The organism is Candidatus Palauibacter irciniicola (genome assembly GCF_965208695.1).
Classification (GTDB): domain Bacteria; phylum Gemmatimonadota; class Gemmatimonadetes; order Palauibacterales; family Palauibacteraceae; genus Palauibacter; species Palauibacter irciniicola.
The window spans coordinates 96,786-110,898 of record NZ_OZ242352.1; the positions used below are offsets into that span (position 1 = coordinate 96,786).

9 protein-coding genes are annotated in these 14,113 nt (G+C 70.6%); 5 read left to right on the forward strand and 4 right to left on the reverse strand.

The window, feature by feature from the left end; translation table 11 throughout:
* Positions 1–23: 23 nt before the first annotated feature.
* Both ACOGI9_RS00435 and ACOGI9_RS00440 read right to left on the reverse strand, forming a co-directional pair.
* Complete coding sequence (locus ACOGI9_RS00435) at positions 24–1,049, reverse strand: peptidyl-alpha-hydroxyglycine alpha-amidating lyase family protein (protein WP_419857951.1); 1,026 nt, start codon at positions 1,047–1,049, stop codon at positions 24–26.
* 101 nt (positions 1,050–1,150) lie between these two features.
* On the reverse strand, positions 1,151–2,566 hold the full coding sequence (locus tag ACOGI9_RS00440; RefSeq protein WP_419857952.1) for a HupE/UreJ family protein: 1,416 nt from the start codon (positions 2,564–2,566) through the stop codon (positions 1,151–1,153).
* Positions 2,567–2,712: 146 nt separating this feature from the next.
* Here ACOGI9_RS00440 and ACOGI9_RS00445 point away from each other — a divergent pair, with 146 nt between their 5' ends.
* Positions 2,713–3,909 carry a hypothetical protein gene (locus ACOGI9_RS00445; RefSeq protein WP_419857953.1) on the forward strand — a complete coding sequence of 399 codons (1,197 nt, stop codon included), beginning with the start codon at positions 2,713–2,715 and terminating at the stop codon, positions 3,907–3,909.
* Positions 3,906–5,105 (forward strand): hypothetical protein, encoded by a 1,200-nt coding sequence (locus ACOGI9_RS00450; protein ID WP_419857954.1) that lies wholly within the window; start codon positions 3,906–3,908, stop codon positions 5,103–5,105. The genes ACOGI9_RS00445 and ACOGI9_RS00450 overlap by 4 nt, the downstream gene beginning before the upstream one ends.
* A 25-nt stretch (positions 5,106–5,130) precedes the next feature.
* On the opposite strand, the gene ACOGI9_RS00455 is transcribed toward ACOGI9_RS00450, so the two are convergent.
* On the reverse strand, positions 5,131–7,728 hold the full coding sequence (locus ACOGI9_RS00455; RefSeq protein ID WP_419857955.1) for a TonB-dependent receptor plug domain-containing protein: 2,598 nt from the start codon (positions 7,726–7,728) through the stop codon (positions 5,131–5,133).
* A gap of 156 nt (positions 7,729–7,884) precedes the next feature.
* Between ACOGI9_RS00455 and ACOGI9_RS00460 the strand changes: the two genes are divergently transcribed.
* Positions 7,885–11,076: a WD40/YVTN/BNR-like repeat-containing protein gene (locus tag ACOGI9_RS00460; protein ID WP_419857956.1), complete on the forward strand. Its 3,192-nt coding sequence runs from the start codon at positions 7,885–7,887 to the stop codon at positions 11,074–11,076.
* A 28-nt stretch (positions 11,077–11,104) separates the two neighbouring features.
* On the opposite strand, the gene ACOGI9_RS00465 is transcribed toward ACOGI9_RS00460, so the two are convergent.
* Entirely contained in the window at positions 11,105–11,890 is a 786-nt protein-coding gene (locus tag ACOGI9_RS00465) for a TonB-dependent receptor (RefSeq protein WP_419857957.1), read from the reverse strand.
* 178 nt (positions 11,891–12,068) lie between these two features.
* Here ACOGI9_RS00465 and ACOGI9_RS00470 point away from each other — a divergent pair, with 178 nt between their 5' ends.
* Both ACOGI9_RS00470 and ACOGI9_RS00475 read left to right on the forward strand, forming a co-directional pair.
* Entirely contained in the window at positions 12,069–13,433 is a 1,365-nt protein-coding gene (locus tag ACOGI9_RS00470; RefSeq protein ID WP_419857958.1) for an alkaline phosphatase PhoX, read from the forward strand.
* Positions 13,412–14,083, forward strand: a complete 672-nt coding sequence (locus tag ACOGI9_RS00475) for a septal ring lytic transglycosylase RlpA family protein (RefSeq protein ID WP_419857959.1) — start codon at positions 13,412–13,414, stop codon at positions 14,081–14,083. The genes ACOGI9_RS00470 and ACOGI9_RS00475 overlap by 22 nt, the downstream gene beginning before the upstream one ends.
* Positions 14,084–14,113 lie beyond the last annotated feature (30 nt).

Here is a 14,113-nt window from a genome sequence, read left to right on the forward strand (position 1 = left end):
GCCGACTTCGCTAACGCCCTCCGCTAACGGCGAATGTATTTTCTCATCTGTCGGGGTCCGACCTCGGCCCCGTAGAGGTTGCCGTGCGCGTCGACCGCGATCCCCTCGGCGCCGCTCGTGCCGGACGCGTCCTGATTGGGCTCCGGATCCGGGATGAAGGTCGTCACCCAGCCGGTCGCCGCGTCGCCGATGTAGATGCCGCGGAGCCACCCCTTGTTGCGGCGCGCGTTCGACTCGGAGTCCGTCGAGTAGAGGACATCCTCCTCGTCGATGAACAGCCCGCTCGGACGTCCGAACTGGTGCCACGTCTCGAGGTGGTTCCCCTCCTGGTCGAAGACCTGGACGCGGCTGTTGCCGCGGTCGCCGACGAAGAGTCGGCCCTGCGAGTCCATGGCGAGCGCGTGCGGGTCGCGGAACTCACCGTTCGCCGTGCCCGCGCGCCCCCACTCCATGAGGAAGGTGCCATCGGGCGCGAACTTCACGATGCGGTTGTTGCCGCCCGCGTCGTGCCCGTCCGCAACGAAAATGCTGCCGTCCGGCGCGATGAGGATGTCCGACGGCTTGTTGAAGTGGCTCGCGCCGTCCCCCGCGACGCCCTTCTCGCCCAGCACCATCAGGACCTCGCCTTCCGGGCTGAACTTGTAGACGACGTGTCCCCAGCCCTCCGGTACCGGCGCGTATCCCACCGCGTCGGCCACCCACACGCTGCCGTCCTCCTCGACGAACATTCCGTGCGGCCACGCGATGAGTCCCGAGCCGAAGCTGCGCACGACATTCCCCTCGGTGTCGAAGAGCAGGATCGGGTCGACGTCGCTCTCGACGCACAGGTTCGCGCCGCACCGCTCGCCCACCCAGATGTGCTCCCCGTCCGGGGCCGGGTAGACGGCGCTGGTCGCGCCCCACGACCGTCCGTCGGGAAGCTGCCCCCAGCCGTCCATGGCCCTGTACGGGTTCGGCGCCGTCAACTGCGCCGCGAGCGCGCCGGCGCCCGAGGCGACCGCCGTAAGCCCGAGCATCGCGATAAGTCCGATTCGCCTGGTGCCTTGCATCCGTCCTCCTGTGCTTCCGGTCCGCGCCGTCCGCATCGTTGTCGGAACAAAAACGATGGGACGTCACCGGCAAAACGGGCAAGCGGGCGGGCCGGAAGGGGCTACTCCGGCAGGGCGGCCCGGCCGCCGCCCTTCGCTTTCGCCGCCAGCCGGCCGAAGGGTCCGCTGATCGCCCACGCCGCGCCTACGACGATGAGCGCCAGCGCCCCCCAGCGCATGAGCGCGGCGGCCAGCGCTCCGTCGAAGGCGGGCCACGCGAAGCGGTAGGCCAGCAGGTCGGAGCCCCGGTCCGTCATCCAGTGCCAGCCCGTGTGCGCGAGCAACGCCGACCCGATGATCGTCCCCATGCGCTCCGCCACCACCTTGCGGAACAGCACTTCGACCACCGGCACGGCGACCGCGACGACGACGAGTTGTCCCAGTTCCACGCCCACGTTGAAGGCGAGCAGGGAGGCGAGCAGGTGTCCGCCCGCGAACTGCAGCGACTCGCTGAGCGCGAACGAGAAGCCGAACCCGTGTACGAGTCCGAACCCGAACGCGAGCAGCCAGCGTTTCCGGGGTTTCGCCCCGACGATGTTCTCGAGCGCCATGTAGACGATCGAGAGCGCGATGAGGGTCTCGATCAGCGGCGGGAACCAGAGCGCCCGCGGCGCGATGCCGAAGGCGGAGGCGATGAGCGTGATCGAGTGGGCGATGGTGAAGGAGGTGATGACGGGCACGAGGCCCCACAGCGTCCGCAGCGGGATGACGAGACAGAGGAGGAAGAGGAGGTGGTCGATCCCGTCGAGGATGTGGGTGAAGCCGAGCGACACGAAGCGCAGCGCCGCCTGGTGCCAGCGGGGGTCGAGCCGCACGAGCCCCGGATCGCCGACGTACTGGAAGGCGCGCTCCGGCCGGTCCGGCGGCCGCAGGCGCAGCACGGTGACGGTGCGCAGGCCGAGGTGCGCGAAGCCGGGGTCGATGGAGAAGCGGGACTCGTCCGACTCGATGTCGTATTCGAGCAGCACGTCGAGCAGCGCCTGCCGCCACGGAAGTTGGAGTCCGGGGTCGAGCGGCGGGTCGTCGAAGTGCGCCAGCGCCGTCTCGTAGCTGGCGAAGGACCGGTCTGAGGGGAGCGAGACCCGCGTCGCCACGATGCGGGGCGCGGCCAGGCGCCGGTCCTCCTCGTAGAACGTCACGTAGTCGGCGAGCCAGAGTTGCGCGGCGTCGCGGAGGAACGGGTCCGCCGCCTCCAGGTCCAGATACCCGAGTCCGTACTGGGGGAACTCGATGTCCCGCATCGCCTCGAGCGGCGCCCGCACGAGGAAGCGGAGGCGGGAACCCTCCGGCGTGACGAAGGCCTGCACCGTGACGTCCGCCGGAATCTCGTGCGGCACGGCAGCGACCGCCTCGGTCGCCGGATCCGGCGCCGCCCGCGCCGCCCCGGCCAGACTCGTCAGACCGTAGAGCGCAAGCACGCACCCCATCAGGGTCGCGGTGCGCCGGGTCGGACCGCGCGTCTTACCTCGTTGTTTCATCCCGTCACGATGGCGCGGCCGGCGCGCGCCGTCGACCCCGGCCGATCTCTGGACGAACGCGGACGGCATCGGTAGCGTGAATCGATCGGCAAGCGTCGGAATCGGGCGACCCGGGAGCGACTCAGGATCCGCAAGGAGAGACGGCCATGAACGGAAAGCGGCGAACCCTCATCTTCGGCGTGGTCGCGGGCATCGCCCTCGCGCTGGCGTGCGGCCAGGCGGCCATGGACGACGGGGCCCAGGCGAGCGAGGGACAGGGCGTCGAGGCGCCGATGTTCGAGGTGGACCCGTTCTGGCCGAAACCGCTGCCGGACCACTGGGTGCTCGGCTCGGCGATCGGCGTGGGCGTCGACTCGCGCGACCACGTCTTCATCGTGCACCGGGGCAACCTCACCGAGCGCACCGAGGGCGGGGCCGACGCCGACCCGCCGATCGGCGAGTGCTGCCGCGCGGCGCCCCCCGTGCTCGAGTTCGACCCCGAAGGAAACCTCGTCAACGCCTGGGGCGGCCCCTCCGAGGATTACGTGTGGCCCGGCTCCAACCACGGGATCACGGTCGACCACATGGACAACCTGTGGATCGGCGGGAACGGGCCCAACGACACGCACATCCTGAAGTTCTCGCGCGACGGCGAGTTCCTCGCCTCCTACGGCGAGCCGGAGGCGGGACCGGAGCCCGACAGCCACAGCGAGACGCGCTTCAACCGGGTCGCCAAGCTCGCGTTCGACGCCGCGGCCAACGAGGCCTACCTGGCGGACGGCTACGGCGGTCGCCGCGTCGCGGTGCTGGACGCGTCGACCGGCGCCTTCAAGCGCTACTGGGGCGCCTACGGCAACGCGCCCGACGACACGCGGACGCCGCCCTACGATCCCGACGCGCCCCTCATCGAGCAGTTCCGCACGCCCGTGCACTGCGCGGAGCCTTCGCTCGATGGCCTCGTATACGTGTGCGATCGCCCCAACGACCGCATCCAGGTCTTCCAGACGGACGGCACGTACGTCGATGAGGTTCGGATCGCGCCGCGCACTCTGGGCGACGGGTCGACGTGGGACGTCGCCTTCTCGCGCGACGCGGACCAGAAGTACATGTACGTCGCCGACGGCAAGAACATGCGGGTCTACATCATGGACCGCGCCTCGCTCGAGATCCTGACCAGCTTCGGCGACGGCGGCCGGCAGCCGGGCCAGTTCTTCGCCGTCCACAGCATCGCGACGGACTCGAACGGCAACATCTACACGACGGAGACCTACGAGGGGAAGCGCGTCCAGAAGTTCGTGTACATGGGCATGGGCCCGGTACCGGCCGAGCACCAGGGACCGCCCTGGCCGCGCGGCGACCAGTGAGGCGGCGAACCCTCATCGGCGGTGTGGCGGCCGGCGCCGTCATTGCGCTCGCCTGCGGGCAGGCCGCGATGGACGACGCGGGCTCGGCCGACGCGACGGGACAGGGCGTCGAGGCGCCGATGTTCGAGGTGGATCCGTTCTGGCCCAAGCCGCTGCCGGAACACTGGCTTCTCGGTTCCACCGTCGGGGTCGGCGTGGACTCCCGCGACCACGTCTTCATCATCCATCGCCGCGCCTCCATCAACCCCGGAACGGAACTGGGACTCGACGCGGATCCGCCGACCAGCGAGTGCTGCCGGGCGGCCCCGGAAGTGCTCGTGTTCGATCCCGAGGGCAATCTCGTGAACTCGTGGGGAGGTCCTTCCGACGACTACGTGTGGCCCGAGTCGAACCACGGGATCACCGTCGACCACATGGACAACGTCTGGATCGGCGGAAACGGGGCGAGCGACTCGCACATCCTCAAGTTCTCGCGCGACGGCGAGTTCCTCGCTTCCTACGGGCAGCCGGCCCTGGGGCAGGAGCCCGACAGCCACAGCGAAACCCGCTTCAATCGCGTGGCGAAGGTCGCCTTCGACGCCGAGGCCAACGAGGCGTACGTCGCCGATGGCTACGGCGGGCGCCGCGTGGCGGTGCTCGATGCGTCGACGGGCGCCTTCAAGCGCTACTGGGGCGCGTACGGCAACGCGCCGGACGACACCCCGCCGCCCCTCTACGACCCGGACGCGCCCCCCTCCCCGCAGTTCCGGACGCCGGTGCACTGCGCCGACCCCTCGCTTGACGGCCTGATCTACGTCTGCGACCGCGCCAGCGACCGGATCCAGGTCTTCCAGCGTGACGGGACGTTCGTCGACGAAGCGATGATTGCGCCGCGCACGCTGGGCGCGGGTTCGACCTGGGACCTCGCGTTCTCGCGCGATCCCGAACAGCGGTACATGTACGTCGCCGACGGATCGAACCACCGCGTCTACGTCATGGACCGGGCCTCGCTCGAGGTGCTGACGATGTTCGGCGACGGAGGCCGCCAGCCGGGACAGTTCATCGGCGTCCACAGCGTCGCGACCGACTCGAGGGGCAACGTCTACACGACCGAGACGTACGACGGGAAGCGCATCCAGAAGTTCGTGTACATGGGCATGGGCCGCGTGTCGCCCGAGCAGGGCCCTCCCTGGCCGGACTCCGGGAGCCAGCCCTGACCCAGCCCCGGGTCGGCCCGGCTAGCTAGGAGATCTGCAGGCGCGCGTACAGGTAGCGGCCGTTGAACCCCATCGCCGAGAACGAGCGGTAGGGGAAGATCCCTCCGAACGCGTCCACCCGCGTCGGGAAGGCATCGAAGAGGTTCTCGCCGCCGAACGTGAGGCGCCACGCTCCCGCCAGGTCGACGTGGACTCCCGCATCGAAGGTGACCTTCGGCTCGAGGAGCCGGATCCGGTGGGGGTGCTCTCCCACGCCGAGCGCGCGCAGTTCCTCCTGCGCCCCGTAGACGTTCGCCCCGAGGCCGAACTCGAACGCGCCGCTCGTGAACCTCGTCCCGAACCTGCCGCGCCAGTCCGGGCGCCCCTCCTCGAGGAAGTAGACGTCGAATCCGTCGTAGATTCTGAACGATTCGTCCCGCAGCGCCTCGTTCTCCTTCGCGCAGGCCGCGATATCGCCCTCCGGGCAGCGCCCGCGCACCTGCCCCCAGCCCGCCGAGGCCCCGAGTTCGAGGCGTGAGGCGTCCCCGAGCCGCCGCCCCCACGTGAGCGTCGCGTCGATGCCGTACGAGCGCAGGTCGATCGCGTTGGCGAAGAAACGGACCGATTCCGCGGCGAAGCCCGCCAGCAGGTGATCGACCAGGCCGCTGGCGCCTTCCGCGAGCGGGTTGGAGAGGAGGATCGCGTCGTCGACGTCCGTCGCGTAGCCGTCGACCGTGAAGTGCAGATCGTCGACCGGCGCGACCACGAACCCCGCGCTGAGGGAGCGCGACGTCTCGCCTCGGAGGGGCGAAGCGCCGACCGCCCCGGCCTCCGGAGCGTCCACCGGATACATGCCCGCCTCGAACCCGGCGATCGCGCCCGGCTCGTCCGGGTCTTCGCGACGCCCCGCCGAGACGTGTCCGTAGTGCGACTGGCTCAGCGCGGGCGGCCGGAATCCCGTGGACGCGCTTGCCCGGAAGGCGGCGGCGTCGGAGAGGGCCAGGCGCAGCCCCAGCTTCCCGCTGACCGCGCCGCCGACGTCGCTGAAGCGCTCGTAGCGTCCCGTCGCCGAGAGCAGGAGCGGCCGCAGGAGCGGCGCGTCGATCTGGCCGTGGAGGCTGAAGCTCGACCGGTGCCAGATCCCGGTCTCCTCCGGCCGGAAGCCCGTGAAGCGCTGAGAGCCCGCCGGCGCGATGCCGCCGCTCTGGGTCGGGTGGAAGCCGTCCACCCTCGACGCGGGTTCCCCCGCCAGGATGCGGTAGCTGTCGAGGCGGAACGTCGCCCCGAGGGCGACCCTTGCCGGCCCCGCGCCGAGTCCCGTCTCGATCCGGCGCCCGATGTCCGCGTTCGCGAGCAACTGGTGGTTCTCGAGCGCGCCCGTGGAGAACCGGGTCCGGTTCGGAATCCCCGGATCGTCCGCGGTCCCGGGGATTCCGTCCGCGCCGGGCGCGCACGCCGATTCGAGGCAGGGCCCGAGCGACGGGTTGAGCGTGTCGAACAGGTCGTGGTCGACCCGGTTCGAGCCGTACTGGGCGCTCAGGTCCCAACTCCAGCCGGCCCCCGCGTCTGCCTCGGAGCCCCGCCGGAAGCCGGTGACGAGAGACACGTCCCGCGTGTCTGCGTCGAAGCGCGGCAGAAAGCCGAGCGGATGGATCCGCGGCCAGTTGCGGTCGTCCATCGAGCGCACGAAGAAGCCGGCGTGCCGGTCCCGGCGCCGGGTGTAGCCTCCGAAGGCGTAGAGCTCCGCGCCGCCGGGGCCGTCGCCCGCCGCCGCGAGGGGGAGTTCGAAGTTGGCGAACACCATGAAGTTCGAGGACTCGCCGTCTCCCCACAGGTGGTTCGGCTGCGCCACCTCGTTGTGCTTGAGGATGACGACGCCCCGGTCGACGAAGTCCGCGTCCCCCGGCAGGATCTGGTCGCGGCCGTCGGCCCCCGCGCGGTTCGTCGGCTCCCGCCGGCTGAACGCGCCGGTGAGGTTCAGGACGCCGCCGCGGCCGACGCCCAGCCCCCAGTTCCCGGAGAAGTCGTAGCGAAGCCCGTCGTCATCCCATTCGTCCGGGAAGTGGTGGCCGACGGAGGCGATGAACTCCGGCGCCGAGACCGCGTTCCGGAGGCGCAGGTCGATGACCCCGGCGATCGCGTCGGCGCCGTGCCGCGTCGTGCCCCCGCCGCGCGCGACCTCCACCCGGTCGATCGCCTGCAGCGGGAAGGCGTTCATGTCCACGCCGCTCGCTCCCGTAAAGGCGCCGGCGCCCAGCGTGTGCACTACCGCCGTGGCGTGGCGGCGCTTCCCGTTCACGAGGACGAGCGTGTGGTCCGGCGACAGCCCGCGCAGCTGGAAGGGCCGGACGCCCGACGTGAGGTCCGCGACCTGCCGGCGCGGGAAGTAGGCGGACGGCAGGAGTTCGTTGAGGGCCGAAGCGAGTTCCGCCTGTCCGGTCTCGAGAATCTCGGCGCGGGAAAGCACCTCGACGGCCGCCGTCTCTCGCTCGTGGGCCGCCCGAGCGAGAGTGTCCGGGGGTGTGCGCCCCGCCTGTCCGGCCTGCGCCTCGGCGGCGCTGGGCGCGGTGGCCGAGTACGTCGCGGCACCGGCGAGGAGCAGCGTCCCGAGCGCGAACCGCGCACCGTTCGAACGGTCGGTCATCCCGCATGTTCTCACGCGCTCCGGCCGAGCGCCAACATGCGGCACCGGATCCGGGCGGCGGCGCCACCCACCCACCCCGCGCTGTACGGCGCGTGGGCGGAGCGCAAGATTCGATGCTCGGCCGCACCGGACGACTCCCGAAGGATACGGCAACCCGTGGCAGAATCCCGCATGGCCCGACTCCGACCGACGACCCGAATCGTATGGACCCTGCTCGCACTGGCGCTGCTCGGCACTTCCGCTTCCCCGGGCGCCCGCGCCCAGCCCGTCGACGACGCATGGCTCGATCTCCTCGAATGGCGCTCGATCGGGCCCACCCGCGGCGGCCGCGTGCTCGGCGTGGCTGGCCACCCCACGGACGATCTCGTCTTCTACCAGGGCACCGCCGGCGGCGGCGTCTGGAAGACCGGGGACGGCGGGGCGAACTGGCGGAACGTCTCCGACGGCTACTTCGGCACGGGCTCCGTCGGGGCCGTCGAGGTCAGCCCTTCCCACCCCGACATCGTCTACGTCGGCATGGGCGAGACGTGCTTCCGCGGCAACGCCTCGCACGGCGACGGCGTCTACCGCTCCGACGACGGGGGCGCGAGCTGGCGGCACCTCGGGCTCGCGGAGACGCTTCAGATCGCCCGCGTGCGCATACATCCGGCGAACCCCGACATCGCCTGGGTGGCGGCGCTCGGCGACTCATGGGGTGCGAGCGAGGCGCGCGGCGTCTACCGCACGCGCGACGGCGGCGCGACCTGGGAGAAGGTCCTGTACCGGGACGAGAACTCGGGCGCGATCGATCTCGTCCTCGATCCGGCGAACCCCGACATCCTGTACGCGTCGCTTCTCGAACTGAGGCGCTTCCCGTGGGGCTTCCGCAGCGCGGGCCCCGGCACCGGACTCTTCAAGAGCACGGACGGCGGCGACACGTGGACCGAACTGACCGACAACCCCGGCCTCCCGTCGGGTCTCAAGGGAAAGATCGGCATCACCGTCTCGCCGCGGAACTCAAGTCGTCTGTGGGCGATCGTCGACGCGGCGCGCGGAGCGAAGGGGATCTTCCGCTCCGACGACGCGGGTGAGACGTGGACGCGCGTGAACGAGGACGCCAACCTCCTCCAGCGCCCGTGGTACTACCACCACATCGTCGCGGACCCCGGCGACGAGAACACGGTCTTCGTCCTCAACGTCTTCCTCTGGAAGTCGACGGACGGCGGCGAGACCTTCGAGCGCGTGTTCACGCCGCACCCGGATCACCACGACCTGTGGATCGATCCCGCGAATCCCCGGCGGATGGTCAACGGGAGCGACGGCGGCGCCTCGGTGAGTTTCGATGGCGGCCTCTCGTGGTCGAGTCTTCTCAACCAGGCGACGGCGCAGATGTACCACGTGACCGCCGACCACCAGACTCCGTACCGGCTCTACGCTTCCCAGCAGGACAACACGTCGATCTCCGTCCCCGTCCGCTCGGACTTCGGCCGCATCAGCATCGAAGACTGGTACACGGTGGGTGGGGGCGAAGATGGCTACATCGCCGTGAACACCGAGGATCCGAACATCGTCTACGCGGGGGATCATCACTGGGTGTACCGGTACGACCACCGCAACCGGCAGGTGCGGGACATCTCCCCGAACCCCGAGACGCACTACGGCTGGGGTTCCGCGGACATCAACTACCGGTTCTGGTGGACGTACCCGGTGATGACGTCGCCCCACGATCCGGACATCCTCTACGTGACCTCGCAGCACGTCCACCGGACGACGGACGAGGGTCACAGCTGGGAGGTCATCAGCCCCGACCTCACGCGCGCCGACCCGAGGACGCTGGAGCCGACACCGGCGTACGAAGATGAGGAAACGGGAGAATACTGGGGGCCGATCACGCGGGAGGCCTACGGTCCCGAGTGGTACGCGACGATCTTCGCGTTCGCCGAGTCGCCGCTCGAGCCGGGGCTCCTGTGGGCAGGATCGGATGACGGATACATCCACGTGTCGCGCGACGGCGGCGCGAACTGGGAGAACGTGACGATCCCGGATCTGCCCGAGTTCGCGCTGATCTCCATCCTCGAGCCGTCGCTGCACGATCCCGCGACCGCATACGTCGCCGCGACGCGGTACAAGCTCTCGGACCACGCGCCATATCTGTACCGGACCACCGACTACGGAGGGACGTGGACCCGGATCGTGACGGGAATTCCGGACAACGACTTCACTCGCGTGATCCGGGAGGATCCGGGCCGGGCCGGGCTCCTGTACGCCGGCACTGAGCGCACGGTCCATGTTTCGTTCGACGCCGGGGACTCCTGGCAGCCGCTGAGCCTCAACCTCCCGGTCGTCCCCATCCACGACCTCGTGCTCCGGGACGGGGATCTCGCGGCGGCGACGCACGGGCGCTCGTTCTGGGTGCTGGACAACGTGGACCTGCTCCATCAGCTCGCGGCCGGGGAATCGGCGCGCGAGCCGAGGCTCTTCCGTCCGCCGGCCACGACCCGCTTCAACCCGGGCGCCTCGCCCGCCGCCATGTTCTCGACCATGGGTCGGCCGGGCGCGGGCGATCCCGCGGGCGCAAATCCGCCGGACGGCGTCGTGATCCCGTACTACCTGCCGGAAGCCGTGCCGGGCGGAGTGACGCTGCGGGTCCGCGAAGGAGAAGCGCTGATCCGCGAGTTCTCGAGCGAAACGGCGCCGGCGTCGGCGGGGATGGACTTCTTCGGCCTCGGCGGCGCGGGCGCGAGGCTATCCGCCGATGCCGGCGCGCACACCTTCGTGTGGGACCTGCGCGTCGAGCCGGCCGACGTGCTCGACGACGCCGTCTTCCAGGGAAGCGCCCAGGGTCCCCGCGTGCCGCCCGGCGACTACACCGTCGAGCTCGACCTCGGCGACCGTACACTTGCGCAGCCGTTCACGGTCGTACGCGACCCGAGGGTGGACGTGACGGACGACGAACTGCGCGCACAGTTCGAGTTCCTGCTCGAAGCGAGGGACCGGCTGACCGAGACGATGGAACTCGTGGCGAGGATCCGCGACCTGCGGACCCGGGCCGAACAGGCCGTGGAGCGCGGCGGGGGTGGAGACCGCCTGCGGGCCGCGCTCTCGGAGTTGAACGGCGAACTATACCCCGTCGAGGAACGCCTCGTGCAGTACCGGGCTCGCGCCGGTCAGGACCTCATCGCGAACCCCACCGGCATCGACAGCAAGCTGGCGCGGCTGATGGGATTCGCTTCAATGGGAGATGGCCCGCCCACGCAGGGACAACTCGACCTGCTGGCGCGGCTCGCCGCCGGCATCGAGGCGCGCGCGGCGGCGGTGGACGAGATCGAGCGGACGACGTGGACGGATCTCGTGCGGCTCGTGCCCTGAGCCGCACGAGGGTGGCGGCGATGAGTCGCTAGCGGTCTCGCGTCGTAATGGCGATCGCGCCGACGAAGCCGTCTCCGCCGTAGCGCGCGGACGCCTCGGTACGCGTCAGGATCTCGATCCGGCTGATGTCATCGATCGACAGGTCGCGGATCGCCCCGATCGCGTCGGGTTCCCGCCGCTCGTTGATCCTCAGTTGTACCGACTGCATCGAGCCGGCGCGGGCGCTCGACGTCGCGGCCATGAGCAGGATCACCTCCCCCACGCCGCTCACGCGCTCGAACCTCAGAAGCTGGTGCCGCCGCAGGAGGTCGTACACGCTCATTTCGGGCAGGTCGAGGAGATCGTCGGCGCGAATGATCTCGGAGCTGAACGCCCGCCCGGAGCCCCCGCTCCCCCCTCCCGCGAGCGATCCGACCTCTTCCCTCACGTCGGGCTCGCCGGTGAGCGAGATGAACAGGTCCTGCTGCGCGAGCGCCGCCGCCGTCCCGTAGGCGACGGCCTCGCCGCGCCGGTCGCCGAGGAGGGCCCGCAGCGAGACCTCCATGTCCTTCGGCAGACCGCACATGATGTAGAGGCCTTCCAGGTTGGTCTGGACTTCGATGCGCTGCCTGGCATTGTCCTGCACCCAGCTGGCGGCGACGGTCGCGCCGGGAACGACGGTCTGCGCCTCGGGATCCGTCAGGTAGCCGACGACGGCCGCTTGCGTCGCTTCGTCGCCGCCCGGACAGAAATCGGCGAACGACTGGGCCGCCGCCGAGTTCGCGATGACCAGAAACAGGACAGGCCCCGGAAGGCGCAAGAGCAGGTGCCGCATGTCGATCTCTCTCCTCTCCGATGGTTCTCTCCGCCGTCGCACGCAGGTAGAATACTCCCCGTCCGATTCGCGTTGAATCCGGGGGCCGGTCCGAAAGCCGGCGACCCCGATATTCGCTGATACTCCGCAACATGCCGCGGGTGCCGCCCCGGGCGTCACGGAGGAACCGCTGAACAATATGGATAGACGAGACTTCGTGCGCCGCGCCGGACGGTGGGCCGGGACCGCGGCGCTCGCGCCTTCGCTCGCGGGGCTCGCGGCGCGTGCCCGGCCGGCGGCCGCGTCCACGCCCGGGACGGCGCGCGGATCGGCCGCATATGGACCTCTGCGCCCCGCGGGTCCGGAACTCGCCCTCCCCGAAGGGTTTTCCTACGTCCTCCTCAGCGTGGAGGGCCGTCCGATGTCCGATGGCCGGCCCACGCCCCGCGCGCACGACGGAATGGGGCTCTTTCCGGTGAGCGACGAGGTCGTCCGCCTGGTGCGAAACCATGAGGATCAGGACCCGCCCGGCGTCGCGGTCCCGCTCGTGTCCCCCGAACTGGCATACGACCCGCTCGCGGGCGGCGGCACGACGACGCTGGAGGTCCGGCTCGAGGCGGATGGGCGTGCGGTCCTCGTGCGCGACTTCGTGAGCGCGGGGGGGACGATGATCAACTGCGCGGGGGGGACGACGCCCTGGGGCAGTTGGCTGACGTGCGAGGAAACGACGTTTGGACAGGGTCGCGGCTGGACCCTCCCGCACGGGTACGTGTTCGAGGTCCCCGCCGACGCGGACGAACCGGTCCGGGCCGAGCCGCTGCGGGACATGGGACGGTTCACGCACGAGGCCGTCGCGGTGGACCCGGTGACGGGGTTCGTCTACGAGACGGAGGACTACAACCGCCGCTCCGGGTTCTATCGCTTTCGGCCGCATACGCCCGGCGTTCTCCGGGACGGCGGCGTGCTGGAGATGCTCGCCGTGCGGGGGGCGCCGCAGGTGGATCTCCGCACCGGCCAGCGGCCGGGCGAGTGGCGCGGGGTCGAATGGGTGCCGATCGAGAACCCCGACCCCCCCGAAGCCGAGCGCAGCGCGACCACGGTGTGGCTGGAGGGATTCGAGGCTGGCGGGGCGCGGTTCTCCCGGCTCGAGGGCTGCTGGCACGCGGACCGGAGCATCTACTTCCACGCGACGAACGGTGGCGACGCCCAACTGGGCCAGGTCTGGCGGTACGTGCCGGACGAAGAGGCGCTCGCGCTCGTCTTCGAGTCGCCGTCGGAAGATGTGCTCTCCGGTCCGGACAACCTCACGGTGAGTCCCCGCGGCGGGATCCTCATCTGCGAGGACAACTCGGGCGAGACGCACCTCCGGGGGTTGTCGCCCGCGGGGGAGATCTTCCCCTTCGCCCGGAATCTCCTGAACGCGCGCGAGTTCGCCGGCGCCTGCTTCAGTCCGGATGGCCGGACGCTGTTCATCAACCTCCAGGGAGACACGATCTCGATGGGCCCGGGGCATCTCGGCCAGACGTTCGCCATCTGGGGGCCGTGGGAGCGAGGGCCGCTCTGAGCCGGCGCGGGGCGCTCGGCGTGGCGCTGGCCGCCGCGCTCTCCGGCCAGGCCTGCGTGTGGTCCGTCCCCCTCGCGACGACGCCGTCCGCCGACCCGACCCCGTCCGCCGACCCGTCGCTCTACGCCGTCGGCTGGACGCAGACCGGCATCGCCTCGTGGTACGGCGAGCCGTTTCACGGTCGGACCACGGCGGCCGGCAACACCTACGACATGGATGCCATCTCCGCCGCCCACCAGACGATCCCGTTCGGGACCCGGATCCGGGTAGACAACCTCGACAACGGGCGCTCCATCGACCTCGACGTGACCGACCGCGGCCCGTTCGTAGCCGGCCGCATCCTGGACCTTTCCCGGGGGGCGGCGAGGGAGCTCGAGATGATCGGGCCCGGTACGGCGCGCGTCCGGATCACCGTCATCGGGACGGCGACCCCGGTCTCCGCGCGCGGCGGCTGCGTCGTCGTCCAGGTCGCCTCCTTTCGGGAGCGCCGGAACGCCGAGGCGAAGCGGCAGGAGGTCGTGCGGGGAGGGTTCGAAGCCTCGATCGAGCCGTACGAAAACATGTACCGCGTCGTGGCCGGCCCCTTCGCCGATGAGCCGGCCGCCGGCCGCGCGCGCGACACGCTGGGCGGGTTCATGCGCCGCTGCTGACGGTTGGCAGCCCTGACTGCCGGGGGAGGC